This is a genomic window from Micromonospora sp. NPDC003944 (assembly GCF_053605225.1).
This window is the reverse complement of record NZ_JBSGIV010000013.1, coordinates 13940-40004: the sequence shown is the minus strand read 5'-3', so window position 1 is coordinate 40004 and position 26065 is coordinate 13940. Positions and strand designations below refer to the sequence as shown.

The 26065-nt window shown below is 70.2% G+C and carries 24 protein-coding genes; 18 read left to right on the top strand and 6 right to left on the bottom strand.

The window, feature by feature from the left end; translation table 11 throughout:
- The first annotated feature begins 30 nt into the window (after positions 1-30).
- Entirely contained in the window at positions 31-1122 is a 1092-nt protein-coding gene (locus ACWER9_RS09035; protein ID WP_452301284.1) for a mannose-1-phosphate guanylyltransferase, read from the top strand.
- Here ACWER9_RS09035 and ACWER9_RS09030 read toward each other — a convergent pair.
- Positions 1091-1693, bottom strand: coding sequence for an NUDIX hydrolase (locus ACWER9_RS09030; RefSeq protein WP_452301354.1), 603 nt, complete (start codon positions 1691-1693; stop codon positions 1091-1093). The two genes, ACWER9_RS09035 and ACWER9_RS09030, sit on opposite strands and share 32 nt — an antisense overlap.
- 361 nt (positions 1694-2054) lie before the next feature.
- Here ACWER9_RS09030 and ACWER9_RS09025 point away from each other — a divergent pair, with 361 nt between their 5' ends.
- Positions 2055-3047 (top strand): ArsR/SmtB family transcription factor, encoded by a 993-nt coding sequence (locus tag ACWER9_RS09025; RefSeq protein ID WP_452301283.1) that lies wholly within the window; start codon positions 2055-2057, stop codon positions 3045-3047.
- A gap of 66 nt (positions 3048-3113) precedes the next feature.
- On the opposite strand, the gene ACWER9_RS09020 is transcribed toward ACWER9_RS09025, so the two are convergent.
- Together ACWER9_RS09020 and cofD are read right to left on the bottom strand one after the other, a co-directional pair.
- Entirely contained in the window at positions 3114-4199 is a 1086-nt protein-coding gene (locus ACWER9_RS09020) for a coenzyme F420-0:L-glutamate ligase (RefSeq protein WP_452301282.1), read from the bottom strand.
- Complete coding sequence (gene cofD, locus ACWER9_RS09015) at positions 4196-5143, bottom strand: 2-phospho-L-lactate transferase (protein WP_452301281.1); 948 nt, start codon at positions 5141-5143, stop codon at positions 4196-4198. Before cofD ends, ACWER9_RS09020 begins: the two co-directional genes overlap by 4 nt.
- Before the next feature lie 98 nt (positions 5144-5241).
- On the opposite strand from cofD, the gene ACWER9_RS09010 reads away from it, so the two are divergent.
- The 6 genes from ACWER9_RS09010 to ACWER9_RS08985 all read left to right on the top strand — a co-directional run bounded on the left by ACWER9_RS09010 (position 5242) and on the right by ACWER9_RS08985 (position 12203).
- Entirely contained in the window at positions 5242-6291 is a 1050-nt protein-coding gene (locus ACWER9_RS09010; RefSeq protein ID WP_452301280.1) for a hypothetical protein, read from the top strand.
- 411 nt (positions 6292-6702) lie between these two features.
- On the top strand, positions 6703-9246 hold the full coding sequence (locus ACWER9_RS09005; RefSeq protein ID WP_452301279.1) for a bifunctional FO biosynthesis protein CofGH: 2544 nt from the start codon (positions 6703-6705) through the stop codon (positions 9244-9246).
- A 163-nt stretch (positions 9247-9409) separates the two neighbouring features.
- A complete protein-coding gene (locus tag ACWER9_RS09000) occupies positions 9410-9688 on the top strand; it encodes a hypothetical protein (RefSeq protein ID WP_196921188.1) in 279 nt (92 codons plus the stop codon).
- A gap of 54 nt (positions 9689-9742) precedes the next feature.
- Positions 9743-11137: a DUF4331 domain-containing protein gene (locus ACWER9_RS08995; RefSeq protein ID WP_452301278.1), complete on the top strand. Its 1395-nt coding sequence runs from the start codon at positions 9743-9745 to the stop codon at positions 11135-11137.
- Positions 11138-11157: 20 nt separating this feature from the next.
- Positions 11158-11487: a phospholipase gene (locus ACWER9_RS08990; RefSeq protein ID WP_452301277.1), complete on the top strand. Its 330-nt coding sequence runs from the start codon at positions 11158-11160 to the stop codon at positions 11485-11487.
- A gap of 458 nt (positions 11488-11945) precedes the next feature.
- Positions 11946-12203 carry a WhiB family transcriptional regulator gene (locus tag ACWER9_RS08985; protein ID WP_088986255.1) on the top strand — a complete coding sequence of 86 codons (258 nt, stop codon included), beginning with the start codon at positions 11946-11948 and terminating at the stop codon, positions 12201-12203.
- 159 nt (positions 12204-12362) lie between these two features.
- On the opposite strand, the gene ACWER9_RS08980 is transcribed toward ACWER9_RS08985, so the two are convergent.
- Complete coding sequence (locus ACWER9_RS08980; RefSeq protein WP_074316962.1) at positions 12363-12812, bottom strand: metallopeptidase family protein; 450 nt, start codon at positions 12810-12812, stop codon at positions 12363-12365.
- A 153-nt stretch (positions 12813-12965) separates the two neighbouring features.
- Here ACWER9_RS08980 and ACWER9_RS08975 point away from each other — a divergent pair, with 153 nt between their 5' ends.
- Complete coding sequence (locus ACWER9_RS08975) at positions 12966-13334, top strand: DUF3499 domain-containing protein (RefSeq protein ID WP_357352900.1); 369 nt, start codon at positions 12966-12968, stop codon at positions 13332-13334.
- Between the two features lie 222 nt (positions 13335-13556).
- Here ACWER9_RS08975 and ACWER9_RS08970 read toward each other — a convergent pair whose 3' ends face one another.
- Together ACWER9_RS08970 and ACWER9_RS08965 are read right to left on the bottom strand one after the other, a co-directional pair.
- Positions 13557-14903, bottom strand: a complete 1347-nt coding sequence (locus tag ACWER9_RS08970; protein WP_452301276.1) for an aspartate aminotransferase family protein — start codon at positions 14901-14903, stop codon at positions 13557-13559.
- A 633-nt stretch (positions 14904-15536) separates the two neighbouring features.
- Complete coding sequence (locus ACWER9_RS08965; protein ID WP_452301275.1) at positions 15537-16049, bottom strand: Lrp/AsnC family transcriptional regulator; 513 nt, start codon at positions 16047-16049, stop codon at positions 15537-15539.
- 214 nt (positions 16050-16263) lie between these two features.
- On the opposite strand from ACWER9_RS08965, the gene ACWER9_RS08960 reads away from it, so the two are divergent.
- From ACWER9_RS08960 to ACWER9_RS08920, 9 genes are all read left to right on the top strand, one after another.
- Positions 16264-17448 carry a polyamine ABC transporter substrate-binding protein gene (locus ACWER9_RS08960; protein ID WP_452301274.1) on the top strand — a complete coding sequence of 395 codons (1185 nt, stop codon included), beginning with the start codon at positions 16264-16266 and terminating at the stop codon, positions 17446-17448.
- Entirely contained in the window at positions 17448-18605 is a 1158-nt protein-coding gene (locus ACWER9_RS08955; RefSeq protein ID WP_452301273.1) for an ABC transporter ATP-binding protein, read from the top strand. Before ACWER9_RS08960 ends, ACWER9_RS08955 begins: the two co-directional genes overlap by 1 nt.
- Positions 18602-19510: an ABC transporter permease gene (locus tag ACWER9_RS08950; RefSeq protein WP_452301272.1), complete on the top strand. Its 909-nt coding sequence runs from the start codon at positions 18602-18604 to the stop codon at positions 19508-19510. Before ACWER9_RS08955 ends, ACWER9_RS08950 begins: the two co-directional genes overlap by 4 nt.
- 58 nt (positions 19511-19568) lie before the next feature.
- Positions 19569-20405 carry an ABC transporter permease gene (locus ACWER9_RS08945; protein ID WP_452301271.1) on the top strand — a complete coding sequence of 279 codons (837 nt, stop codon included), beginning with the start codon at positions 19569-19571 and terminating at the stop codon, positions 20403-20405.
- Between the two features lie 142 nt (positions 20406-20547).
- Positions 20548-21729 (top strand): saccharopine dehydrogenase C-terminal domain-containing protein, encoded by a 1182-nt coding sequence (locus tag ACWER9_RS08940; RefSeq protein ID WP_452301270.1) that lies wholly within the window; start codon positions 20548-20550, stop codon positions 21727-21729.
- A 293-nt stretch (positions 21730-22022) separates the two neighbouring features.
- The gene (locus tag ACWER9_RS08935; RefSeq protein ID WP_452301353.1) at positions 22023-22799 is read left to right on the top strand and encodes a G5 domain-containing protein; all 777 of its coding nucleotides are present in this window, start codon (positions 22023-22025) and stop codon (positions 22797-22799) included.
- Positions 22800-23049: 250 nt separating this feature from the next.
- The gene (locus ACWER9_RS08930) at positions 23050-23901 is read left to right on the top strand and encodes a DUF559 domain-containing protein (RefSeq protein ID WP_452301269.1); all 852 of its coding nucleotides are present in this window, start codon (positions 23050-23052) and stop codon (positions 23899-23901) included.
- A 389-nt stretch (positions 23902-24290) separates the two neighbouring features.
- Complete coding sequence (locus ACWER9_RS08925) at positions 24291-24956, top strand: response regulator transcription factor (protein WP_357710359.1); 666 nt, start codon at positions 24291-24293, stop codon at positions 24954-24956.
- Positions 24953-26020: a sensor histidine kinase gene (locus ACWER9_RS08920; protein WP_452301268.1), complete on the top strand. Its 1068-nt coding sequence runs from the start codon at positions 24953-24955 to the stop codon at positions 26018-26020. The genes ACWER9_RS08925 and ACWER9_RS08920 overlap by 4 nt, the downstream gene beginning before the upstream one ends.
- Positions 26021-26065 lie beyond the last annotated feature (45 nt).

Here is a 26065-nt window from a genome sequence, read left to right as displayed (position 1 = left end):
TCCGGCAGGTACGTCGGGCATGATGTGCGGATGCTCTATGCGGTCATTCCGGCAGGTGGCAGTGGCACGAGGTTGTGGCCGTTGTCCCGCGCCGGCCATCCCAAGTTCCTCCACCCGCTGACCGGCACCAGCGCCTCGCTACTCCAGGCGACTGTGGAACGGCTCGCGCCGCTGACCACACCGGATCGAACCCTTGTGGTCACCGGGGCCGCGCACGTCACGGCTGTGGCACGGCAGCTGACCGTGCTGCCGGAGGAGAACATCCTGGTCGAGCCCTCTCCACGGGACTCCTGCGCGGCGATCGCGCTGGCCGCCGCGGTGATCGCGACCCGCGACCCGAACGCGGTGATGGGCAGCTTCGCCGCCGACCACCTGATCCGCGACCCGGACAGCTGGGTCTGCACCGTCCAGGAGGCGGTCCGCGGCGCCGAGCAGGGCATGCTGATGACCGTCGGGATCACCCCGACCCGCGCGGAGACCGGCTACGGCTACCTGGAGACCGGCGATCCGACCGAGGGTGTGCCGTGGCGGCCGGTGGCCGAGTTCAAGGAGAAGCCGGGCGCCGAGGTCGCCGAGGCGTACGTCAGTTCCGGCCGGCACCTGTGGAACGCGAGCATGTTCGTGTGGCGGGTGGACGTCTTCCTCGCCGAGCTTGCCCGCCAGCAGCCGGCGCTGCACGCCGGCGTCGCCGCGATCGCCGCCGCCTGGGGCACCCCGGAGCAGGACGAGGTCCTGGGCGCGATCTGGCCGACCCTGCCGAAGATCTCCGTCGACTACGCGGTGATGGAGGGCGCGGCCACGGCGGGTCGCGTCGCGACGGTGCCGGGCGACTTCGGCTGGAACGACGTCGGTGACTTCCACACCCTCGGCGACGTGCTGCCGGCCGACGAGGCGAACAACGTGGTGCTCGGCACGGAGGCCAAGCCTGGCGTGCTGCTGCGGGACAGCAGCAACCTCGTGGTCGTGCCGCAGTCGGGCCGGTTGGTGGCCGTCCTCGGCCTGCGCGACCTGATCGTCGTGGACACCCCGGACGCGGTGCTGGTCTGCCCGCGTGACCGGGCGCAGGACGTCAAGGCCCTTGTCGACGAACTCAAGGGGCGAGGCGAAGAGGCATACGTCTGAGGGCCGCGAGGGCCGGTGCGACAAGTTGAACGGTTCCACCGGCCAACGGCTCGGGCAGTTGGTCCGGTGGGAACCAGCCCAGCGCCTCGGCTTCGTCGCTGACCTGCTCCACCGCCGAGGGCGGTGCGAGCACGGCGAACCGGATGTCGTGGTGCGCCGAGCCGCCCTGGCACTGCACCTGGTGCACGTCCAGGTCGATCGGCACCGGGTCGATGCGCAGGCCGGCGATCCCGGACTCCTCGGTGGCCTCGCGGAGCGCGGCGGCGACCACCGTCTCGTCGGTCGGTTCGCAGTGCCCGCCGAGCTGCACCCAGCGCCCGAACTTGCCGTGCAGGCAGAGCAGCACCCGGGAGCCGGTGGAGTCCAGCACCAACGCGCTTGCGGTGACGTGCCCCGGGCGGTGTTGCCGGCTCATCGCGACCGGGCCGGCGGCGAGCAGCGCGAGGGTCCGGTCCCGCGCGCTGGCCGCGCCGGGGCTGGTGGGCTGCCAGCCCTCAAGCAACGCGGTGGCGTCGGCGTGCAGCGTCGCGTACGCCTCGGGGTCGGTCGGGTGGGGGATCGGTCCGGTGATCACGGTGTCGGGCACCCCGTCACTGTACGAGCGTGTGCTCCGGACGTTCGCCCACCACGACGGCTGGGTGTGCGTCTTCGGCTCGAAGGCGGGGGCGGGATGACCGGACGGCACCTCCGCGGAGCAAGGGCCGCAGACCCTCGTGGTGCCGTCCGATCACCGGGGCCTCCCCGGTCCCGGTGCCCCCGGCCGCACAGGCGTTCTGGACGCGTGGCGCCGTGTTCGGGCATGGGAAGCATGACGAACCGGCCCGGGAGGCGTCGAGGTTTTTCAGTCCAGACTTAAAGATGGAGATTACTGCCGGCCAGGTACAGTCGAATCGTCGTCCGGCATCCCCCTGCCGGCGACACAGGAGCGCTCCATGCTGAAGATCCACTTTTCTGGGGAGGACATCCTCCGGACCCGGGTGGCGCCGGCGGCTGACCCGGTCTGGGAGCTGGTCCTCAGCCTGCACGTGCTACGCGGCCGCACCCGTGACCCGTTGACGGCCAACTGGCGACGCAGCGTTGCCCGGGATCTGCGCCAGGACGCCTCCTCCGAGCAGCTCCGGTTGCTCTTCGCCCTGAGCCCGCCGCGCGGCTACTTCCCCGACTTCCTCACCCCGTACGCCAGCGTCGAGGGCTTCGAGGCCGGGCTTGACGCGCTCCGCCGTACGCCCGCCGAGCTGCTGCACCGTGACCTGAGCGTGCTGGCCGCCGAGAACCAGCTGCCCTCCTCGGCGGCGGCGCTGGCCCGGGGCGAGGTGGCGGTGCTGCACCACCTGGCCGAATCGATGGAGCAGTACCGATCGTTGGCGATCAGCCCGTACTGGAATCGGATCCAGGCAGCGGTGGCGGCGGACCGTGCGCGACGGGCGCGGGCGCTGCTCGACGGCGGTGTCGAGGGTCTGCTCACCAGCCTCCGCCCGGCGATGCGGTGGGAGAGCGGGGTGCTGGAGGTCCGCAACTACCCGCACAGCCGGGAGCTGCACCTCGACGGCCGAGGGCTGCTGCTGGTGCCGTCGTTCTTCTGCGCGGCCACTCCGGTCGCGCTGCTCGACCCGGCGCTTCCGCCGGTGCTCGTCTACCCGGTGGATCGGCTCGGCGCGCTGGTGTCCGCCGATGCCGGCACCGCGTCCAGCGCCGCCCGCGACTCACTCGCCGCGCTGCTGGGTCGCACCAGGGCGGCGGTCCTGGAGGCCAGCGACGAGGGCTGCACCACCGGTGAGGTCGCCCGCCAGCTCAACATCTCACCGGCGGCGGCGAGCCAGCACGCCACGGTGCTACGCAACGCTGGCCTGCTGGTCAGCCACCGGGAACGCAACAGCGTGCTGCACACGCTGACCCCGCTGGGCCGGGCCATGCTCGACGCGTGACCCGGCCGTCGGGCGCAGGTGCCCGCCCCGCCTTCGGCTACAGGGCGAGCGCCCACGCCGCTCGGGTTACAGGGCGAGCGCGGCGCTCGCCGGGCTGCCCGGCGGTGGCGGCAGCAGGGTCGACCCGATGCCCTCGGCGGCCAGGGCGACGCGCAGCCGGTGCAGGTCGGCACCGAAGCGGACCAGACCGATCGGTTCGACGGGAGTCGGGGCCGAGCCGAGCAGCAGGTCGGCGCCGTCCGGCCAGCCGGGCATCTCGGCGACCAGGCCGGCGCGTACCTCGGCTTCGTCGATCAGGGTGAAGACCGTGCCGGGGGCGACCACCTCGGCGACCGCGTCGATCGCCCGTCGTACCGCGGTCGGGTCGGCCGGCGTCGGGCCGGGACCGTCGCCCAGGGTGGCGGCGTCAGCCAGCCCCGCGGCGCGGGCCTCGGCGGTACCGAGCGAGAACAGGTCCTGTGTCGCGTCACGGACCAACACCCGCGCGCCACCGGCGTCATCCGGGTCGGTGGCGGGCAGGTAGCCCCGCACCACCGCGACGGGGACCTGGTCGCACTTGCCCTTGATCAGCTCGCCGGCACCCGCCAGCTCGTCGACCACGGCCATCTGGGTCAACTGCAACTCGTTGCCGTACGGGTCGATCTCACCTCGGTGGTCACGGATGGCGGGCATCCCGGCCACACCGAGCGCCACGTCGGTGAGCCCGTTGCGCCACGGCCGGCCCATCGTGTCGCTGATGATCACGGCCACGTCCAGGTCGTAGCGCTCCCGCAGCGCGTCGCGCAGAGCCCGCGCCGAGGCGTCCGGGTCGGCCGGCAGCAACACCAGTTGGGTCTTGTCCACGTTCGACGCGTCGATCCCCGCCGAGGCCATCACGAAACCGTGATGTGTCTGCACGATCCGGGTCGCCCCCCGGGTGGCGACCACCCGCGCGGTCTCACCGGCGAGAACCTCGTCCCGTGCGGCCAGCCGTTCCGGCCCGTCCGCAGGCACGTCGACCAGTCGCCCCTCCGCCTTGGAAACGATCTTGCTGGTCACCACAAGCACGTCACCGTTGCGCAACCACGGCGCAGCGGTCGCGATCACCGCGGTCAGGTCGTCACCCTCGGTCACGTGACCGATGCCGAGCACCGGCAGAATCTCCAGCCTCACGTCAACTCCACCGCGGCGCGGACCATGGCCGCCGTCGCCGCCTCGTCGGTCATCCGCAGCGGCACCGCGCGGACCGTCACCTCGGGCACCACCGTTCCCGCGTCCTCCTCGGCCACCAGCCAACCGTCGAGCAGGCCGCCGCTGGCCCGGCCGCCGTAGAGGCGACCCACACCCGCCGCGCTGCACTCGACGCCGAGCACCGCCAGACAGCGGTCGGCCATCCCCCGGACCGGCGCGCCGCCGATGATCGGGGAGACGCCCACCACCGGTGCCGGGCCGTCCGCCACGGCCTCACGCAGCCCGGGTACGGCCAGCACCGGCGCGACGCTCACCACCGGGTTGCTCGGTGCGATCAGCACCAGGTCGGCCGAGGCGATCGCGTCAAGCACTCCCGGTGCCGGCTTCGCCGACTCCGCGCCGACGAACACGAAACGGTGCGTGGCGATGTCGGCCCGGTACCGTACCCACCATTCCTGGAAGTGGATCGCCCGCTGCCCCTGGTCGTCCTCCACCACGGCGTGAGTCTCCAGGCGGTCGTCCGTCGCCGGCAACAGGCGTACGCCCGGCTCCCAGCGGCTGGCCAGTGCCTCGGTCACCGCGCTCAACGGGTAACCGCCGTTGAGCATGGTGCTGCGGACCAGATGGGTGGCGATGTCCTTGTCACCCAGGCCGAACCAGGTCGGCTCCGCCCCGTACGCGGCCAGCTCCTGCTTGACCGTCCAGCTCTCGCCGACCCGACCCCAGCCCCGTTCCGGGTCGGCTCCCCCGCCGAGCGTGTACATGACGCTGTCCAGGTCGGGGCAGATCTTCAACCCGTGTAACCACAGGTCGTCGCCGACGTTGACCACGGCGGTCACCTCCGCGCCGACATCACGGGCGTACGCCCGGACCCCGAGCAGGAAGCGGGCGCCGCCGATGCCGCCGGCCAGAACCACGATGCGCATGTCGACCATCCTCGCGCACGTGACGCCTCCGATCCGTGGGTGGCCCGGGAGACTAGGCTCACGTGCGCCCTGTCCGTTCATGCCCCGAGGGGGAGCTCGTGACCAGCCCCGCCGAGCCAGCGTCCTCCGATGCGACGCAGGCCCGCCAGCTGACCAAGCCACTACGTGAGCTCGCCGCGCTCGCGCTGCTCGGTGCCAACGCCGTGTTCCTGTTCGTGGGCCTGCTCCGGCTGATCACCCCGAACGGCTCCTCCACGGGTCGTGCCGGCGACGCCTTCGGCACGTTCATCGGGGTGGAGGCGGTGGGCCTCCCACTGCTGGCGGTGCTGCTGGCCACGCACATCTCGCCGGTGCTGCCGAAGGCCAAGCTGATCACGCAGGCAGCTCTCATCGAGTACGCGGTGAGCGCCATCTTCGGCACGCTGACCACGCTGATCTGGACGGTGGGCCGGCTGGCCGAGGCCGAGGTGCTCGACGCGCTGCTCGGTGTGCTCACCCGCTTCGCCTGGATGGTGATCTTCGCCATCGCCGCGTGGGTCGTCTACACCATCTGGCGCGCCCACTACTACGTGCCGCGGCCCAAGCCCCAACCCGGCATGTACGGCCAGCCCGGTCAAGCCCCGTCAGGCTGGCCGCACCAGCAGGGCGGGTGGCCGGCCCCGGGTCAGCCCGGTAGCCAGCCGCAGGGCGGTTGGCCCACGCCCGGCCAGCCCGGCGGTTACCCGCAGGCCGGTCAACCGGGCGGTTACCCGCAGGCCGGCCAGGCCGGCCAGTACGGCCAGCAGTCGCCGCCGTTCCAGGCTCCGCAGTCGGCCCCGCCCCACCCGGCCCCGCAGTCCGCGCCGCCGTTCCCGCAGTCCGCGCCGCCGTTCCCGCAGTCCGCGCCGCCGTTCCCACAGTCCGCGCCGACGCACCCGCAGTCCGCGCCGCCGTTCCCACAGTCCGGGCCCCCGGCGAACCCCACTCCCCAGTCGGCGCCACCGTCCCCGGCCGCGCCGCCGTTCGGGCAGCCACCGTCGGCCGACCCCACTCAGGCCATCCCGCGCCAGTCTGCGGACCCGACCGAGGTCATCTCCCACCCCACCAACCCGGACACCGACCAAACCCAACACATCAAGCCCAACGACCACCCCGACCAGCCCCGCTAACCGAGGCCCGCGCTGCCCCGAGGCCCGCGCTGCCCCGAGGCCCGCGCTGCCCCGAGGCCCGCGCTGCCCCGAGGCCCGCGCCGATCTTGCACTTTCGGTAGTCGAAACGAGCGAGATGTCCCCTAAGTCGGGACACAAAGTGCAAGATCGCGAATCGCCAGCGCCTTGGCTCCGTCGATCATGGAGTTGTGGTGCCAGATTCACGCCTTACAAGACGCTTTGTCACCCACCACAACTTATTGATCGACGGAGCCAGGCGGGCGGCGACGGGGCGAGGCGGGCGGCGACGGGGCGAGGGGGACGGCGACGCGGGCGGTGAGGCGGGCGGGGCGGCGCGGGCAGGGCTGGGCACGGGGGCGGGGCGTGGTGGGGACTGGTTCGGTGTTGTCGTGCTGCGCATAGGGTGAGCGGATGGTTGATCGCACCCATCCGGTTCCGAGCGATGCGAGCGTGCGGCGGGCCCTGGGCCGGGCCGCGAACGGGCGGGCGCTTGATGTCGACGAAGCGACCGCGCTGCTGTCCGCTCGCGGCGAGGCGCTCGACGAGTTGCTCCACATCGCCGGTGGGGTCCGCGACGCGGGGCTGCGGGACGCTGGCCGGCCGGGTGTGGTCACGTACTCCAAGAAGGTTTTCATCCCGCTGACCCGGCTCTGTCGGGACCGCTGCCACTACTGCACCTTCGCGACCGTGCCGCACCGGCTGCCGGCACCGTTCCTGGACCGCGACGAGGTCCTCGCGATCGCCCGCGAAGGTGCCGCGCAGGGTTGCAAGGAAGCGCTGTTCACCCTGGGTGACCGGCCGGAGGAGCGCTGGCCGGCGGCCCGGACGTGGTTGGACGAGCGCGGTTACGACTCGACCCTGGACTACCTGCGCGCCTGCGCGGTCGCGGTGCTTGAGGAGACCGGGCTGTTGCCGCACCTCAACCCCGGGGTGCTGTCCTGGTCGGAGTTGCAGCGGCTCAAGCCGGTCGCGCCGAGCATGGGCATGATGCTGGAGACGACGGCGACCCGGCTCTGGTCGGAGCCGGGTGGCCCGCACTTCGGTTCACCGGACAAGGAGCCGGCGGTCCGGTTGCGGGTGCTCGAGGACGCGGGTCGGGTGGGGGTGCCGTTCACCACGGGCATCCTGATCGGCATCGGGGAGACCGCGGCGGAGCGGGTGGACGCGCTGTTCGCGGTCCGTCGCGCCCACCGGGAGTACGGGCACCTCCAGGAGGTGATCGTGCAGAACTTCCGGGCCAAGCCGGACACGGCGATGCGCGGCATGCCCGACGCGGAGTTGCACGACCTGGCCGCCACGGTGGCGGTGGCCCGGCTGCTGCTCGGCCCGAAGGCCCGGATCCAGGCCCCGCCGAACCTCATCGCCGGCGAGTACGACCTGCTGTTGCGTGCCGGCATCGACGACTGGGGTGGCGTCTCCCCGCTCACCCCGGACCACGTCAACCCGGAGCGCCCCTGGCCGCAGATCGACGAGTTGGCCCGGCACACCGAGCTGGCCGGGTTCACGCTGCGGGAGCGGTTGACGATCTACCCGGAGTACGTGCGCGCGGGCGACCCCTGGCTCGACCCACGGCTGCTGCCGCACGTCGGTGCCCTGGCCGACCCGGTCACCGGGATGGCTGTCGAGTCGGCGATGCCGCAGGGCCGACCGTGGCAGGAGCCGGAGGAGGTGTTCGGCGGGCGGGTCGACCTGCACGCGACCATCGACACCACCGGCCGGACCGACGACCGGCGCGGCGACTTCGACAGCGTCTACGGTGACTGGTCCGAGGTGGCCGGCAAGGTCACGCCCGAGGCGGAGGCCCGCCGGACTGGCGTACCCCCGGTGTCGGCCGGGACCGGTGCGGACCGTGACCTGACGGCCGGGTTGCGGCTCGCCGCCGACGACCCGGCGGCGCTGCTCGACCCCCGGCACACAGATGCGGCGCTGGCGCTGTTCGGCGCGGACGGGCCGGCGCTCGACGAGGTGTGCCGCCTCGCGGACGACGTGCGTCGTGCGGCGGTCGGCGACGACGTCACCTACGTCGTCAACCGCAACATCAACTTCAGCAACGTCTGTTACGTGGGCTGCCGCTTCTGTGCCTTCGCGCAGCGTGAGCGGGACGCCGACGCGTACCGGCTCTCCGTCGAGCAGGTGGCGGACCGGGCCGAGCAGGCGTGGGCGGCCGGTGCCAGCGAGGTGTGCCTCCAGGGCGGCATCGACCCGAAGATGCCGGTCACCGGGTACGCCGACATCGTCCGTGCCATCAAGGCCCGGGTGCCCGAGATGCACGTGCACGCGTTCTCGCCAATGGAGATCGTCACCGCCGCCGCGAAGGCCGGGGTGCCGGTCCGTGAGTGGTTGCTCCAGCTGCGCGAGGCCGGGTTGGACACCATCCCCGGCACCGCCGCCGAGATCCTCGACGACGACGTGCGCTGGGTGCTGACCAAGGGCAAACTCCCGGCCGCCGCCTGGGTCGAGGTGGTGAGCACCGCACACGAGCTGGGCATCCGGTCCAGCTCCACGATGATGTACGGCCACGTCGACCACCCCGGGCAGTGGCTGGCGCACTTCCGGGTGCTGGCCGGGGTGCAGGACCGTACCGGCGGGTTCACCGAGTTCGTGGCGCTGCCGTTCGTGCACACGAATGCTCCGATCTATCTGGCGGGTATCGCCCGACCCGGGCCGACCTGGCGGGAGAACCGGGTGGTGCACGCCATGTCCCGGTTGCTGTTGCACGGACGGATCGACAACATCCAGTGCTCCTGGGTGAAGCTCGGCGACGAGGGCACCGTCGCGATGCTCCAGGGTGGCTGCAACGACCTCGGCGGCACGCTGATGGAGGAGACCATCTCCCGGATGGCCGGCTCGGACAACGGGTCGGCGCGTACCGAGGAGCAGTTGCGGGCCATCGCGAAGGCCGCCGGTCGTCCGGCGCGCAAGCGGTCGACTGCGTACGGTCACGCCCGGCCCTGACGTCGAACCTTTCCCCGCCGCCGGCCGTACCACGCGGTGCCGGCGGCGGTCGCGGCGAGGACCGCCGCCGGTGTCCCCCTCAGGGGCCCGGTGGCGTCGCGAGACGGCGCCGGACCCGTCCGTCTCCGCGGGCGCGTTCGCGCCACCGCCGGAAAGGTTGCCCATGACCAGTGATCAGCGGAAGCGGCAGTGGCCGCGACTGACCCGCCGGCAGACGTTGACCGCAGCGGCCAGCGCCACCCTCGGCGCCGCCGCGCTCACCGTGCCGGGCCTGTCGGCCGCGCAGAACGCTCCCGGCGCGGCCGGACGAGCCGACGAACCGATCGTTGTGCACCTGCGTGACGCCGACTCCGGAACGATGGACGTCTTCGTCGGTGAGACCCGGATCGAGGTACGCGACCGCGGCCTGGCGGACCGGCTGCGGCGCGCCGCCCGGCGCTGACCCGACACCCGCCCGCCCCGCCATCCTGTCCCCGCCCAGTGAGGTTGGTCCGCCATGTCTTCCCACCGCGAGGCCCCGGAGATCGCCAAGGATCCGGTCGCCGACAGCTCCGACCTGTACGCGTTCGTCAGCCCCGACAAGCGCGACACGGTCACGTTGATCGCCAACTACGTGCCGTTGCAGCTCCCCTCCGGGGGGCCGAACTTCTTCGAGTTCGGCGACGACGTGCGGTACGAGATCCATATCGACAACGACGGCGACGGTCGTCCGGATGTCACCTACCGGTTCGAGTTCACCACCGAGATCACGAACCCGAACAGCTTTCTCTACAACACCGGGCCGATCGACTCGCTCGACAGCAAGAACTGGAACCGGCGGCAGTTCTACAGCCTGACCCGGGTGGCCGACGGCCGCGAGCACCGGCTGGCGCACAAGCTCCAGTGCCCGCCGTGCAACGTCGGCCCGCTGTCCACCCCGAAGTACGCCGATCTGGTGCGGCAGGCCACCTACTCGCTCTCCACCGGGGAGCGGGTCTTCGCCGGGCAGCGCGCCGACGGTTTCTTCGTCGACCTCGGTGCGATCTTCGACCTGGGCACGCTGCGGCCGTTCCAACAGCTGCACGTCGCCGGGAAGAAGATCTTCAAGGCCGAGGGGGAGCCGGTCAACGCCACCGACCGGATGAACGTGCACAGCATCGCGGTGCAGGTACCGCTGGAGCGGGTGCGTCGGCGCGCCAACCGCTACGGTGCCGCCGACCGGGCCTCGGTGATCGGGGTGTGGACGTCGGCGTCGCGCCGCCAGGTGCGGGTGCTCGGTGACCGGGGTGGGGCGGACACCTCCACCGGCCCGTTCACCCAGGTCTCGCGGTTGGGCAATCCACTGTTCAACGAGGTCGTCGTGCCGATGTCCAAGAAGGACCAGTGGAACTCGCTGCCGCCGTCGGAGGACAAGCGGTTCGCCCAGTTCGTCGAGCACCCGGAGTTGGCGGCGTTGCTGCCCGCGCTCTACCCGGACGTCTTCCCGAACCTCGACAAGCTCACCAAGGCGAAGAAGGCCCGAGCCGACCTCGTGGCGATCCTGCTCACCGGCGTACCGGCCGGGCTGATCGACGGCTTCACCAACACCACCGGCGACGTACAGGCCGACATGCTGCGCCTGAACACCGCGATCCCACCGTCCAAGAGTCCGGACCGGTTCGGGGTGCTCGGTGGCGACCTGGCCGGGTTCCCGAACGGGCGGCGGGTGGGCGACGACGTGGTCAGCATCGCGCTGCGGGCGATCGCCGGGGTGACCGTCCCGCTGGTGGACAAGACGTTCCGACCGGACGCGGCGGCCGCCGCGGTCACCCCGGGGCTGAGCGCCGCCGACGTGACCGCGCCGTTCCTCGGAAAATTCCCCTACCTGGGTACGCCGTACGACGGGTTCAACAACCCGCCGGCGGCGTCCTGACCGGGGCGGTGAGCGAGCGGATGCACGAGCACGCGTACGGGCCGTCGGAGTCCGGGACTGTCGTCCTCGATCTGGGCGGCGACACCGGTGCACTGATCGTCTACACGGGTCGGGATCTGCACGGTCGGGAGATCGAGATCAGTCGCGACGACGACCGGCGGGTCCACTCGGCGGTACGCGAGCGTCTGGTGCGCGACGGCTCGTTCCACAGTGCGGTCTATCCCGATCTGCCGAGTGGAATCTATACCGTCTGGTGGGACGATCGTACGCCTGCCGGCACAATTACCGTCCATGGTGGAGAGATAGCCGAATTCGCTTGGCCGAGCAGCGGTTTTGGGGTCGCCAGCTGACCTCTAATCATCGGTTTCACCGCCACGCCCCGTCCACGATGTGGACGGGGCGTGAGTGCTGTCCGTAGCTCGACGGGCGGTCTGCGCCGCGCCGCGTTAACCTGTCCCCCACCAAGATCAGCTTAGGAGTGGGGGTGTCTGGCGTCCTTCGGGCGGCGAGCCGTCCGGGAAGCGCCACGGCAGAAAAGTCGGGCAACTCGCCGGAGAGGGCGTTACTCGGCCGGGGTCTGAATCGATAGGGCAGGTTGCGAGGCTGGGCGGCCCGAGTGGCCGACCGGGGGTGTCGGGAGGGCGACTCCATTATCAAGTTTGGCTTGACGGCGCACGCATTACACGCGTGTAATTTGAATGGGGTTGTTCGCGCGGAACGCAACAAAACGGGACCGGACGGACAAGCACGCCTTTCGCGTGGGGGGTTGCAGCGGCGATGACGCCGGTGCGCGACAAGGAGGCATTTGATGGACGGCCAGCTTGAGGTGGCCGACCTGCTCGGAAACGCGCCGGAGTGGCAGGAGCGAGCGTTGTGCTCGCAGACCGACCCCGAGGCGTTCTTTCCCGAGAAGGGCGGTTCGACCCGCGAGGCGAAGAGGATTTGTGGGCGCTGCGAGGTCAAGACCGAGTGCCTCGAATACGCGCTTGGTCACGACGAGCGGTTCGGTATCTGGGGTGGGCTCTCCGAGCGGGAGCGGCGCAAGTTGAAGCGGCGGGCCGCCTGAGTGGTGTGCGGTCGAGGCGGCGGGGGCCGCCCGACTCGCGCCGCTCGGCTGCCTGACCGAGTCGGTCCAGCGTGCGGGGGTGCGCTGAGCCTGGCTGGTTGGGGGATCGCTCGGCCTGGCTTTGCCGGGTGCGTTCGGCCTGGCTCGCGGGGGGACCGCTCAGGCCAACTCGTCAGGGTCGACCCCGAGAAGGTTTGCCACCTGTTCGATGATCACGTCATGGACGAGATCGGCGAGGTCCTCGCGGTCCATGGCCCGGAACTCCAGGGGCCGTCGGTACAGCACGATCCGCGGCGGCACCTCCTGCCGCCCCGGGCGGCCGGGTAGCAACCGGGCCAGCGGGACCTCGCCGTCCTCCAGCACATCTGAGTCGTAGACGTTCAGGTCCGGCGGGACGTCCTCGACCGCGAACTCGACACCCGCCAGCTCCTTGGCGAACCGACGCTCAAGCGTCTCGACGGTGTCCAGGACCAGGTCGTCGAAGACCTCGGCCTTGGTCCGCGCCAGCGGCACGGTGGCCGGCACCAGCCGCCCGCGCAGGCCGCGCCCGTGGCGGTCGCGGTGCGCACGCCGGCCGGAGCCGGGGCGGCGGTGTTCCGGGCTCGTCATGAGGCAAAGGGTAGCGCCCGTGTCGGGCCGGTCAGCGGCAGCGCCGCTCCTGTGGCGCGGCGCGCCCAGGGCGGTCGACTGTGATCACCATGACGGGCGTGTCGCAACGCGAAGCGGTGCGCCGGACCCGGTAATGGAGATACCCTGCCGCACGTGAGGTCACCACGGCGCTGCTCCCGTAACGGCTGCCCCCGGCAAGCGGTCGCCACATTGACCTATGTCTACAACGAGTCGACAGCGGTGGTGGGGCCGCTTGCGGCGTTCGCCGAGCCGCACACGTACGACCTGTGCGAGCCGCACGCCCGCAGCCTGACCGCGCCGCGAGGCTGGGACGTCGTCCGGCACGAGGGCGAGTTCGAGCCCCCGCCGCCCACCACCGACGACCTGGTGGCGCTTGCCGAAGCGGTCCGGGAAGCCGCCCGCCCGGCCCCCCGCCCCCCGGAGCCGGACCAGCACCACCCCGAGAACCCCCACCAGACCGGCCGCCGAGGCCACCTCCGAGTAATCCCCCCCAACCACTGACCCGCCAGGGTGCCCCACACGGCCCCCTGGCTCCAAGATCGCACTCGATCCTGGTTGTAGTGGCCGCACGCCGTTCGGACCCCACTCTTTCCATGTTCGAGCGCGATCTTGCGGTGCGGTGGGGCCTTTCCGCGTTGATCAAGAGGTTTCGGTCACCATTCGGCGCCTTCCTGACGCAAACCTCTTGATCAACAGGGGTCAGGGGTGGGGTCAGGGGTGGGGTTAGAGCTTGGTCCAGGCTTCGGTTAGGACCGTGCGGAGGACCTGCTCGATCTCGTCGAAGTGCTGCTGCTCGGCGATCAGGGGTGGGGCCAGCTGGATGACCGGGTCACCTCGGTCGTCGGCCCGGCAGTAGAGGCCCGCCTGGAACAGGGCGGTGGAGAGGAAGCCGCGCAGCAGGCGCTCCGACTCGGCCTCGTCGAACGTCTCCCGGGTGGTCTTGTCCTTGACCAGCTCGATGCCGTAGAAGTAGCCGTCTCCGCGGACGTCGCCGACAATCGGCAGGTCGTGCAGCTTCTCCAGGGTGGCGCGGAAGGCGTCCTCGTTGGCGCGTACGTGCCCGACGAGGTCCTCGCGAGCGAAGACCTCCAGGTTGGCCAGGGCTACCGCGCAGGAGACCGGGTGCCCGCCGAAGGTCACCCCGTGGGCGAACATGCCGGTCTCGGTGAGGAACGGTTCCATCAGCCGGTCGCTGGCGATCATCGCGCCGAGCGGGGCGTACCCCGAGGTGATGCCCTTGGCGGTGGTGATGATGTCCGGCTGGTAGCCGTAGCGCACCGCGCCGAAGTACTCGCCCAGCCGGCCCCACGAGCAGATCACCTCGTCCGAGACGAGCAGCACGTCGTACGCGTCGCAGATCTGCCGTACCCGCTCGAAGTAGCCGGGGGGTGGTGGGAAGCACCCACCGGAGTTCTGCACGGGTTCGAGGAACACCGCGGCGACCGTGTCGGGCCCTTCCCGCTCGATGGCCCGACCGATCTCGTCGGCGGCCCAGCGGCCGAACGCCTCGGGGTCGTCGCCGTGTTCGGGCGCCCGGTAGAAGTTCGTGTTCGGCACCTTAATCGCGCCGGGCACCAGTGGTTCGAAGTCGCTCTTGATGCCCGGCAGGCCGGTGATCGACAGGGCGCCCATGGAGGTGCCGTGGTAGGCGATGTACCGGCTGATCACCTTGTACTTGTTGGGCTTTCCGGTGCGCTTGAAGTAGGCGCGGGCAAGCTTCCACGCCGCCTCGACCGCCTCGGAGCCGCCCGTGGTGAAGAAGATCCGGTTGAGGTCGCCCGGGGTGAGCGCCGCGATCCTCTCGGCCAGCTCGACGGCCTTCGGGTGCGCGTACGACCACAGCGGGAAGTAGGCGAGCTCGCCCGCCTGCTTGGCGGCAGCCTCGGCCAGTTCGGTGCGGCCGTGGCCCGCGTTCACCACGAAGAGCCCGGCGAGACCGTCCAGGTAGCGGCGCCCCTGCGCGTCCCACACGTAGGCTCCCTCGCCGCGCACGATGGTCGGCACCTCACCGGCGGAATAGCTCGCCATCCGGGTGAAATGCATCCAGAGGTGGTCGGTGGCGTTGGCCATGTCAGCCCCATCGGTCGTCGGGCCGGTCAAAGGGGTGAGGCCGGCCGCTCTGCAAACGGTTATCGCACAGGTGCGGCCTCCGGGGCAAGTGTTATCGGCGGTATCACGGTCATCTGGCGACGGAATCAGTGCGTAGATGTCATGGTGGCAACGGAATTCGTACTGCTGCCGGTTGGGTGACTGACTGTCGGCAGGAGTCGGACGTGTGCTGCTCGCTGCCTTTGGAGCTGAATCGTTTGCGACATCACGGCCGCAGGTCGGGGTGGCGCCTGGCTCGGTGCCAGTCGCCCCCCGGGTTCACCCTGTCGCTCTCCGAATCGTCTGCGACATCAACTCCAAAGGGCCCGCCCGGTGGTAGCGCCTCCCTCGGCCGCCTGCTCGATCCACTCCGGTTCGCCCGAAATCGCGGTGTCCGGGCGTGGTTGATACCGCGATATTGGTGAAGTCGAGTGGATCAAGCGCGGAGTGCGGGCCACGCGAGATCGGGGGGCGTGTGCCGCAGAGGCGCGGGGCGGAGTCGGGAGGCGGGGCCGGGGAAGCGGGGCATCAGGGCAGCCCGGACTCCCCGACTTACTGAAGCCCGAGCCGGCCAAGCCCCGGGCGGATCAACCGGGCGGATCGAAGGGGCTGGCGTCAGGCCGTACCCCAGGTGTAGGTCTGCTTGCGCAGCTTGAGGTAGACGAACGCCTCGGTGGAGACCACCCCGGGCACCGCGCGCAGCCGTTGCAGGATCTCCAACAGGTGGTCGTCGTTGCGGCAGACCACCTCGGTGAGCAGGTCGAACGACCCGGCGGTGATCACCACGTAGTCGACTTCGTCCAGTTCGGCCAGCCGGTCCGCTACCGCCTCCAGGTCACCGTCGGTGCGGAGGCCGATCATCGCCTGGCGGTTGAAGCCGAGTTGGAGCGGATCGGTCACCGCGACGATCTGCATGACGCCGGAGTCGAGCAGTCGTTGCACCCGCTGACGGACCGCCGCCTCGGACAGCCCCACCGCCTTGCCGATCGTCGCGTACGGACGGCGGCCGTCCTCCTGGAGCTGCTCGATGATCTGCTTGGCCACGTCATCCAGCAGAGCGTGATTGGCGCCTTCACGGACAGCGACGCGTCGACCGCCGTTGCTGTTCTCGTGCTGCCGGTTCGTCATTGCCTGCTCCCCATGTCCCGAATCATGATGTCGCGCGGGTTTCCCCGCGCAGTCTGGCGTATTTCGTCGTCTATCGCTATTCCCGCAACGGAATCCCTTGTAAGGGAGGTCACCTCATGTCAGGATCAGTCGTCCATGGCACTTGACCCTCCCGACATTCCCGCCGGCGTGCCACCCCCGTCCCGCCCGCCGACGATGACCCCTAGGAGTCGTCATGCGTACTCCCCTCCGGCCCCTCTCCCGGCGTGGACTGCTCACCGGCACTCTCGGTTCGGCCGCCCTGCTCACCATGGGCGGCAGCCTTGTGGGCTGCGGCACCAAGGGCGCGCAACAGACCGAAGCTGGCTGCGTCAGCGAGGACCTTTCCGGCACCGAGAAGAAGCTTGCCTTCTCCAACTGGCCCCAGTACATGGACGTGGACGACAAGGACGAGTCCCGGCGGCCGAGCCTCGACGAGTTCATCACGAAGACCGGCATTCAGGTGACCTACACCGAGGACATCAACGACAACAACGAGTTCTTCGGCAAGGTGCAGAACCAGCTCGCCGCGTGCCAGAGCACCGACCGGGACATCATCGTCCTGACCGACTGGATGGCGGCCCGGATGATCCGGCTCGGCTGGATCCAGAAGCTCGACCCAGCGAAGATTCCGAACGTGCAGGCCAACCTGCTTCCGTCGCTGCTCAAGCGCCCCTTCGACACCGAAAACCGGATCTCCATCCCGTGGCAGTCCGGCCTCGCCGGGCTGGCGTACAACGGCAACGTCACGAAGGAACTGCGTACCGTCGACGAACTGCTCACCCGCCCCGACCTCAAGGGCAAGGTGACCGCGCTCAGCGAGATGCGCGACACGATGGGTCTGCTGCTCGGGTCGAACGGGCACGACCCGGCGAACTTCACCCCCGCCCAGTTCGACGACGCCCTCAACAAGCTCAAGAAGGCCGTCGACTCGGGGCAGATCCGTAAGTTCACCGGCAACGACTACGCGCCCGACCTGGCCAAGGGCGACATCGCCGCGTGCATCGGCTGGTCCGGCGACATCATCCAACTTGCCACTGAGGACGAGAAGGTGCGGTTCGTCGCACCGGACTCCGGCGTGATGCTCTTCAGCGACAACATGATGGTCCCGAACAAGGCCACCCACCGGGGCAACGCCGAAGCGCTGATCAACTACTACTACGAGCCGGCGGTCGCGGCGAAGCTCGCCGCGTACGTCAACTACATCTGCCCGGTCAAGGGTGCCCAGGCCGAGATGGAGAAGATCGATCCGGAGCTCGCAGGCAACCCGCTGATCTTCCCGGACGAGGCGTTGCTCTCGAAGTCAAGAGTGTTCATGGCCCTGGACGAGAAGCAGGAGAGGGAGTACGAGGGCAAGTTCCAACAGGTCATCGGGGCGTGATGAGGATGGCGCGCGAGACACCCGCCGGCGACCTGCGCCTGGCCAACCTCGGCAAGCGGTTCGGCGTCTTCACCGCCGTCGACGACCTGAGCCTCACCATCGAGCAGGGCTCGTTCTTCGCGCTGCTCGGCGCGTCCGGCTGCGGCAAGACCACCACGTTGCGGATGATCGCCGGGCTGGAGGAGCCGACGAGCGGCCAGGTGCTGCTCGGTGACCGGGACATCGGCCGGCTGCGGCCGTACAAGCGGCCCGTCAACACCGTCTTCCAGAGCTACGCGCTCTTCCCGCACCTCAGCATCTTCGAGAACGTCGCCTTCGGGCTGCGCCGCCGGGGCATCCGCTCGGTCGACGACGAGGTCACCCGGATGCTGTCGCTCGTGCAGCTCGACGGCTACGGCAGCCGCCGCCCCGCCCAGCTCTCCGGCGGCCAGCAACAGCGGGTCGCGCTGGCCCGCGCGCTGATCAACCGACCGCAGGTGCTGCTGCTCGACGAACCGCTCGGCGCTCTCGACCTCAAACTGCGCCGACAGATGCAGATCGAGCTGAAGCGCATCCAGACCGAGGTCGGCATCACCTTCGTCCACGTCACCCACGACCAGGAGGAGGCCATGACCATGGCCGACACCGTCGCGGTGATGAACGCCGGCCGGATCGAGCAACTCGGCGCTCCGGCCGACATCTACGAGTATCCCGCCACCGCCTTCGTGGCGAACTTCCTCGGCCAGTCCAACCTGCTCGCCGGCGAGGCCAATGGCGTCGACGGTGGCGACGTCGCGGTGACGGCACACGGCGCGCGCTTCTCGGTGCCCGCGGGCCGGTCGCGGGCCGACCACGGCCCGGTCCACCTGGGGGTACGCCCGGAGAAGCTGATGCTGGTCGGCTCCGCCGACCAGGTGCCCCAAGGACACCAGCACGTCACCGGGGTGGTCACCGACGCCTCCTACGTGGGGGTCAGCACGCAGTACCTGCTGCGCACCGGCTGGGGCACCGAGGTGTCGGTCTTCGCCGCCAACAGCGGTACGTCGGAGCGGGTGGCGGTCGGCAGCGAGGCCGCGGCGTACTGGGATCCGCGGCACGCGTTCCTGCTGCCCCGCGACGCCGCCGACGCCGACCGGACGGCACCGGTGCTCGACGAGCCGGTGGGTGCGTCGTCGTGACCCTCCTGGCCCCCGGCGGGTCGGGGCACCCGCCGTCCGCGCCACCGGCAGCCCGGTCCGGGCGACGCCGACTCCTGCCGTACCTCCTGTTGTTGCCGGGTGCGGCCTGGCTGTTCGTCTTCTTCGGTGTGCCGCTTGTGCAGTTGGCGGCGGCCAGCCTGTACGACCCCAGCGGCTCGCTCTCCACCGGGTACGCGATGACCTGGGCGGTCGGCAACTACCCGGACGTGGTGCAGGCGTACTGGCCGCAGTTGCTGCGCTCGTTCGGCTACGCCGGACTGGCTCTGGTGCTGGCGCTGCTGCTGGGCTACCCGCTGGCATACGCGATCGCGCAGAAGGCCGGCCGCTTCAAGAACCTGCTGCTGGTGTGCGTCGTCGCGCCGATGTTCACCAGCTTCCTGGTCCGCACGCTGGCCTGGAAGACGATCCTGTCGGACAACGGCGCGCTTGTCGGTCTGCTGCGGGACGTGCACCTGCTCGCCCCGGACGGTCGGCTGTTGGCCACCCCGTTCGCGGTGGTGCTCGGCCTGACGTACAACTTCCTGCCGTTCCTGGTCCTGCCGCTGTACGCGAGCCTGGAGCGGCTGGACCACCGGTTGCTGGAGGCGGCCACCGACCTGTACGCGAGCCCGGTGCAGGCGTTTCGTCGGGTGACGCTGCCACTGTCGATGCCCGGTCTGGTCGCCGGCACGCTGCTGTTCTTCATCCCGGCAAGCGGCGACTACATCAACGCCGAGCTGCTCGGCACCCCGAACGAATACATGATCGGCAACGTCATCGACTCGGCGTTCCTGGTCCGACTGGACTACCCGCAGGGCGCGGCGCTGTCGTTCCTGCTGATGGCGGCGATCCTCGCGGTGGTGTTCGCGTATCTGCGCAGGGCCGGCACGGAGGAGGTGCTCTGATGAGTGCGAGGAGTGCAGCGAAGCGGAGCCCCGCAGTCGCGAATGAAAGGCGGCTCTGATGCGGGTGTCGCGCTGGTTGGCGGACCGGTGGGTGATGATCGTGGCGTTGCTGGTGCTCGGCTACCTGGCGCTGCCGATCCTGGTGGTGGCCGCGCTGTCGTTCAACCGGCCGTCGAGCCGGCTGTCGTACGACTTCAACGAGTTCACATTGGACAACTGGCGGCAGCCGTGCGCCACCTCGGACATGTGCGACGCGGTGGTCCGCAGCGTGCAGATCGGTTTCCTGGCCACGGTTGTCGCCACGGTGCTCGGCACCCTGATGGCGTTCGCGCTGGTCCGGCACCGCTTCCGGGGCCGGTCCGGGGTCAACCTGCTGATCTTCCTGCCGATGGCCACCCCCGAGTTGGTGATGGGCACGTCGTTGCTGGCGCTGTTCGTGTCGGCGGGCGTACCGCAGGGTTTCTGGACCGTCGTGATCGCGCACGTGATGTTCTGCGTGTCGTTCGTGGTGGTGACCGTGAAGGCCCGGCTCGCCGGGATGGACCGGCGGCTGGAGGAGGCCGCCATGGACCTCTACGCCAGCGAGTGGCAGACGTTCCGGCGGATCACCCTGCCGCTGGTGCTGCCCGGCATCGTGGCCGCCGCGTTGCTTGCCTTCTCGTTGAGCTTCGACGACTTCATCATCACGAACTTCAACGCCGGCACCACTGTCACGTTCCCGATGTACGTCTGGGGTGCCGCCCAGCGTGGCATCCCACCGCAGGTCAACGTGATCGGCACCGCGATGTTCGCGGTCGCGTTGCTGCTCGTGGGGCTCAGCTCGCTGCGCGGTCGACGGGCTCGCCGCGCCAGCCTGCTGGCCGGGCCGGCGGTTCACCCGCGCCGGTCCCCATGACCCGACCCGACGGTACGGCCACCGTCCGCGCGGTCGGCATCGATCGCACCCGCTGGTCACCGGCCCGCGCCCAGGCGCGTGAGGGCCGGCGCGACCTCTGACTCCGTACTCTCGATCGTCTCGGTTTGGGGTTTGATTCCTGATGCGTGTCCTCCTCGTCGGCGCCGGTGGCGTCGGCTCCGCCGCCGTAGCCATCGCCGCCCGACGGACCTTCTTCGAGACCATCGTGGTCGCCGACCACGACCCCGTTCGCGCCGAACGCGCGGTCGCCGGACATGGTGACCGGTTCGTCGCGGCGCAGGTGGACGCCGCCTCGGCCGACGCGGTCACCGCGCTGTGCCGGGAGCACCGGATCACGCACGTGCTCAACGCCGTCGACCCGCGGTTCGTCATGCCGATCTTCAATGGCGCGTTCGCGGCCGGCGCGGACTACCTGGACATGGCGATGTCCCTGTCGCGCGCCGACACGGGGGTGAAGCTCGGTGACGAACAGTTCGCCCTGGCCGACTCCTGGTCGGCGGCCGGTCGGCTGGCGTTGTGCGGCATCGGGGTCGAGCCCGGCCTCTCCGACGTGTTCGCCAGGTACGCGGCAGACGAGCTGTTCGCCGAGATCGACGAGATCGGCGTGCGGGACGGGGCGAACCTCACCGTCGACGGGTACGACTTCGCGCCCTCGTTCTCCATCTGGACGACGATCGAGGAGTGCCTCAACCCGCCGGTCGTGTGGGAGAGGGACCGGGGCTGGTTCACCACCGAACCGTTCTCCGAGCCCGAGGTCTTCCACTTTCCGGAGGGGATCGGGCCGGTCGAGTGCGTCAACGTCGAGCACGAGGAGGTGCTGCTCATTCCGCGTTGGGTGAAGGCCCGGCGGGTCACCTTCAAGTACGGCCTCGGTGACGAGTTCATCGAGGTGCTCAAGACGCTGCACAAGCTCGGCCTGGACGCGGTCTCCCCGGTGCGGGTACGCGGCGTGGAGGTCTCCCCGCGCGACGTGGTGGCCGCGAGTCTGCCCGACCCGGCCACGCTCGGTGCCCGGATGCGTGGCAAGACCTGCGCCGGCACCTGGGTACGCGGCCTCGGCCCCGACGGGCAGCCCCGCGAGGTCTACCTCTACCACGTGGTCGACAACGAGTGGTCGATGCGGGAGTACGGGCACCAGGCGGTGGTCTGGCAGACCGCCGTCAACCCGGTCGTCGCGCTGGAGTTGCTCGCCACCGGCACGTGGACCGGTGTCGGGGTGCTCGGGCCGGAGGCGCTACCCCCGATGCCCTTCCTCGACCTGCTGAACGCCTACGGGTCGCCGTGGGGCCTGGAGGAGCGATGAGCCTGCCCCGCTGACGGCATCGCGACAGTTCAGTCGTCGCCGTTGGACCTCCGAACGCTTGTCGACCCGGTTGCGTGGGGATCTGCGGCTTTTGGTGGTGCTGGTCCCCGCACGATCGGCCTGCCCCTCCGGCCTGGAGGGTCGCCGCGACTGTCGACTCGTCGTGCGTAAGCGCGCCCACCGATCCTCACTCCGCAGCGAAAGGATCCTCTCCGCACAGCGAAAGGCGCAGGTGACGAGCGCGACGGTGGATATTGCACGCTGTGTTTGCGACGACACTCATCGCCGTGACGATGCAACCACCACAGAACCCGGGGCCGCCGTATCCGCAATCGATCGGCCAGCCACCCCGACCGAACTGGTTCCGCCGGACCACTCCCGCTGCCCGGGCCGCCGTGATCCTCGGCTCGGTGACCCTGTCGATCCTGCTGCTCTGCTGCACCGGCGCCGCCATCGTCGGCGCGTTCACCGGCGAGCCGGAACCGACCAAGACCGGCACCGCAGCCGAAGAGGCACAGCAGCCGATCCTGGCGGCACCCGGCGAGGAGTCGACGGGTGCCGAGCCCTCGTCGGTGCCCTCGTCGGCGCCTCCGTCCGCGCTGCTGTCGACGCCCCCGTCGGCGCCCCCGTCGGCGTCCCCGTCCGAGGCAGCCGCGCCCGTGGTGCAGGTGACGACCGTGACCGAACGGGCCACGGTCCGGTACGCCGAGCGCACCGTCAAGGACTCGTCGCTGGCCGAGGGCAAGCGGGTCGTCCGCACCAAGGGGGTCAACGGCGTCCGCACCCTGACCTACGAGGTGACCACCACCGACGGCGTGCGGACAGCCAAGAAGCTGGTCAAGTCCACCGTGACGAAGCAACCGGTGACCCAGGTCGTCGCCGTCGGCACCAAGAAGCCGAAGTCCTCGAACTGCGACCCGAACTACAGCGGCTGCGTCCCGATCGCCAGTGACGTCGACTGTGCGGGTGGCAGTGGCAACGGCCCCGCCTACGTCAGCGGACCCATCAGAGTGATCGGCAACGACATCTACGACCTGGACCGAGACGGCGACGGCATAGCCTGCGACTAATCCCACGCCGTCCCCGGCGTGCTGGCGTCCCCGGCGTGCTGGCGTCGATCATGGAGTTGTGGTGGGCGAAGACTGCTATTTTGCAGCTTATGTCGGGCACCACAACTCCATGATCGACCCAGAGGATGGGCCTTGGGTCCTTAGCACGAGCGGGCGGTGCTTCGGGGGTTGTGCACAGGGCTGGCGGTTATCCACAGAGGGCTGGGTCGGGGTCGAGAATCGGTGAGCTGGTGCTGCAGATTGCTGCGGCATGGCAGAGCAGTCGTATCGATACTCAGAGTTGCGCGCAACCGGCCTCAGCCGGGAGCAGGTGCGCAGGCTGACTGGGCAGTCCCGCCTTCACCGGATGTCGCGGAGCATCTACGCGCCGTCGGCCGATCAGGCTGGGCGCCTACCGGCGATCTTCCGGCGGTTGCCCGCTACGGCGGTCGTTGGCTTCCATACGGGCGCACAACTGCATGGCTTCGGTGATGCGAGGAGTCCAGCCGTGCACGTGATCGTGCCGGCGGGGGAGAAGGTCCCACAGATTCGGGGCGTCGTTATCCACGAGGCGGTGCTGCCGGTGCGCGATCCGGTGCTGCTGGATGGTGTGCCGTGCGCCTCTGCCGTCAGGTGCGCCGTCGACCTAGCCCGGTCGTTGCGTCGGATGGATGCGATGCCACTGCTGGACCTATGTCTTCGTGTAGGCGCCTGCCAACCCGAGGAACTTCGGGTCGAGGTTGCTCGGCACGATCGTCTGCGTGGAGTCCGTCAGGCGCGTGATCTCGTGCCACGCGCTGATCCTCGCGCGGAGTGTCGGCAGGAGAGCCAGTTGCGCCTGGTGTTGATAGACGGCGGCCTGCCAGCGCCGGAGCCGCAGATCTGGGTGTTGGACAGTAATGGGATACCGCTCTACCGCCTGGACCTCGGGTACCGGCGACGCCGGGTCGGTGTCGAATACGACGGTTCGTCCCACCTGGACCGCGCCCGCCTCCGGCACGATCGCTCCCGAACGAACTGGCTTGCCGCCAACGGCTGGCAGGTGCGCCATTTCACCGACCGGGACCTCTACCAGCACCCCGCCCAGATCATCCGAACCCTGGCCCCCCTCTTCCACCCCTAGCCCAAGCCCGCGCACCCGCCATCCCGCCCTGTCGATCATGGAGTTGTGGTGCCCCTCGAAAGCCGCAAAAAAGGACTCAACGCCCACCACAAGTCCATGATCGGCGGGTGAGGGCGGGGTGAGGGCGGGGCGAGGGCGGGGCGAGGGCGGGGGATCGGCGGGGTGGGCGACGTTGGGGGGCTTTGTGACGTGGGTTACTTGGGAGCCTGTGGTTTGGGGACGGGGGGCGCAGGTGGGGTTTGGCGGGTATGAAGGCGACGGGGTCTGGCTTGGGGTGGTTTGCCCGCTGGACGCTTGCGTGGAGGATTGCTGCGGCGGGTGCTTACAGAACCCTTAACCCGGGCCTGCGACGGTATGCCGGGCAAGCGGACCTCGGGGGAGCGGAAGACGTGCGGGTGCTGGTGGCAGACGACGAACGGTTGTTGGCGGACACGGTGGCCGAGGGGTTGCGCCGCCTGTCGATGGCCGTCGACGTCTGCTACGACGGTGACGGTGCGTTGGAGCGGGTCGGGGTGAACCGGTACGACGTGGCGGTGCTGGACCGGGACATGCCGGGGCACACCGGCGACGAGGTGTGCCGCAGCATCGCCGACTCACAGGTCGGCACGCGGGTGCTGCTGCTCACCGCGGCGGCCGGCATCCGCGACCGGGTGGAGGGCCTCGGCCTCGGCGCGGACGACTACTTGACGAAGCCGTTCGCCTTCGCCGAGTTGGTGGCCCGGGTGCAGGCTCTCGGGCGTCGGTCCACGCCGGCGCTGCCACCGGTGCTCGCCCAGGATGGTCTGGCGCTGGACGTGGGCCGGCACGTGGCGACCCGGGACGGTCGTCCGCTCGCGTTGAGCCCGAAGGAGTTCGCGGTGTTGCACGTGCTGTTGCGCGCGGACGGTCAGGTGGTCAGCGCCGAGGAGTTGCTGGAGCAGGCCTGGGACGAGTTCGCCGACCCGTTCACGAATGCCGTACGGGTCACCGTGATGACCCTGCGCAAGAAGCTCGGCGATCCCGCGATCATCCACACCGTGCCGAAGGCCGGCTACCGCATCGGCGGTACGGCGTGAGCTGGACCCCCCGACGTCGGGTGCTGCTGGTGGGCCTGTTGGCGCTGCTGGCCGGGCCGGTGCTGCCGGCGATGGGCAAGTTCGTGGCCGGGTTCACCTGGACGTGGGGGCAGCAGTTCTGTGATGTGCCCCTGCCCGGGTTGTCGGCGGTGTGCCGCGACGTGCGGCCGGGAGCGTTCCTGCTGCCCCTGGTGGCCGTCCTGCTCGTCACAGTGGCCGCGCTTGTGGCGCTCTGGTTCGGCGCGGTGTGGTGCCTGCGCCCGGTCGCCGACCTGGCCGGGCCGATCGGGCAGCTCGGCCCGCAGAACCTCGGTCACCGGATCCGGCCCCGGGGTCGCGACGAGTTGGCCCGGCTGTCCCGGGCGATCGACGGAATGATGGAACGCGTCTCCGCCGGGTACGAGGGGCAGCGGCGGTTCGCCGCGAACGCCTCGCACGAGTTGCGGACGCCCCTCGCCGTGCAGCGGACGCTCATCGAGGTCGGCATGGCCAGGGCGCTCACCGGCGAGCAGTTGGAGTTGCTGACCAGCCAGTTGCTGGAGACCAACGAGCGCAACGAACGCCTGATCGAGGGCCTGCTCGCGCTGAGCGAGAGTGACCAGGGCCTCCGGTCGCGGATACCGCAGCGGTTGGACGCGATCGTCGAGGCGGTGCTCGCCGGCTACCTGGACCGCGCCCGGGAGGCGGAGGTCACCGTCGAGACCCACCTCGAACCGCGGGTCGTCGTCGGCGAGCGCGTGTTGTTGGAGCGCCTGGTCACCAATCTGGTGGAGAACGCGATCAAGTACAACCGGCCGGGCGGCTCGCTGACCGTCGTGGTGGGCGGCGTACCCGCGTTGTCCGTGGTCAACACCGGCCAACCCGTACCGGCCGAGGCGGTGGCCGGTCTGTTCGAGCCGTTCCGTCGGCTCGCCCGGGACCGGACCTCGCAGGGCGGCGGGGCTGGCCTGGGTCTCGCCATCGCCCGTTCGATCACGCAGGCGCACGACGGCATCATCGCGGCCCGGCCGGCCGAGTACGGCGGCCTGCGGGTCGACGTCCAGCTGCCCACCCTGACCACCTGACGCTTCCACCCACCTTCACCGGGGTCCACGTACCGCTGGATCCCG

What these genes read in the sequence shown, in the direction of transcription:
- ACWER9_RS08935 (WP_452301353.1), top strand. Translation starts at nt 22,023, where the DNA reads ATGCAACCACCACAGAACCCGGGGCCGCCGTATCCGCAATCGATCGGC.
- ACWER9_RS08980 (WP_074316962.1), bottom strand. Translation starts at nt 12,812, where the DNA reads ATGACGAGCCCGGAACACCGCCGCCCCGGCTCCGGCCGGCGTGCGCAC.
- ACWER9_RS08955 (WP_452301273.1), top strand. Translation starts at nt 17,448, where the DNA reads ATGAGGATGGCGCGCGAGACACCCGCCGGCGACCTGCGCCTGGCCAAC.
- ACWER9_RS08995 (WP_452301278.1), top strand. Translation starts at nt 9,743, where the DNA reads ATGTCTTCCCACCGCGAGGCCCCGGAGATCGCCAAGGATCCGGTCGCC.
- ACWER9_RS08970 (WP_452301276.1), bottom strand. Translation starts at nt 14,903, where the DNA reads ATGGCCAACGCCACCGACCACCTCTGGATGCATTTCACCCGGATGGCG.
- ACWER9_RS08985 (WP_088986255.1), top strand. Translation starts at nt 11,946, where the DNA reads ATGGACGGCCAGCTTGAGGTGGCCGACCTGCTCGGAAACGCGCCGGAG.
- ACWER9_RS09035 (WP_452301284.1), top strand. Translation starts at nt 31, where the DNA reads ATGCTCTATGCGGTCATTCCGGCAGGTGGCAGTGGCACGAGGTTGTGG.
- ACWER9_RS09025 (WP_452301283.1), top strand. Translation starts at nt 2,055, where the DNA reads ATGCTGAAGATCCACTTTTCTGGGGAGGACATCCTCCGGACCCGGGTG.
- ACWER9_RS08945 (WP_452301271.1), top strand. Translation starts at nt 19,569, where the DNA reads ATGCGGGTGTCGCGCTGGTTGGCGGACCGGTGGGTGATGATCGTGGCG.
- cofD (WP_452301281.1), bottom strand. Translation starts at nt 5,143, where the DNA reads ATGCGCATCGTGGTTCTGGCCGGCGGCATCGGCGGCGCCCGCTTCCTG.
- ACWER9_RS08940 (WP_452301270.1), top strand. Translation starts at nt 20,548, where the DNA reads ATGCGTGTCCTCCTCGTCGGCGCCGGTGGCGTCGGCTCCGCCGCCGTA.
- ACWER9_RS09000 (WP_196921188.1), top strand. Translation starts at nt 9,410, where the DNA reads ATGACCAGTGATCAGCGGAAGCGGCAGTGGCCGCGACTGACCCGCCGG.
- ACWER9_RS08990 (WP_452301277.1), top strand. Translation starts at nt 11,158, where the DNA reads ATGCACGAGCACGCGTACGGGCCGTCGGAGTCCGGGACTGTCGTCCTC.
- ACWER9_RS08960 (WP_452301274.1), top strand. Translation starts at nt 16,264, where the DNA reads ATGCGTACTCCCCTCCGGCCCCTCTCCCGGCGTGGACTGCTCACCGGC.
- ACWER9_RS08965 (WP_452301275.1), bottom strand. Translation starts at nt 16,049, where the DNA reads ATGACGAACCGGCAGCACGAGAACAGCAACGGCGGTCGACGCGTCGCT.
- ACWER9_RS08930 (WP_452301269.1), top strand. Translation starts at nt 23,050, where the DNA reads ATGGCAGAGCAGTCGTATCGATACTCAGAGTTGCGCGCAACCGGCCTC.
- ACWER9_RS09005 (WP_452301279.1), top strand. Translation starts at nt 6,703, where the DNA reads ATGGTTGATCGCACCCATCCGGTTCCGAGCGATGCGAGCGTGCGGCGG.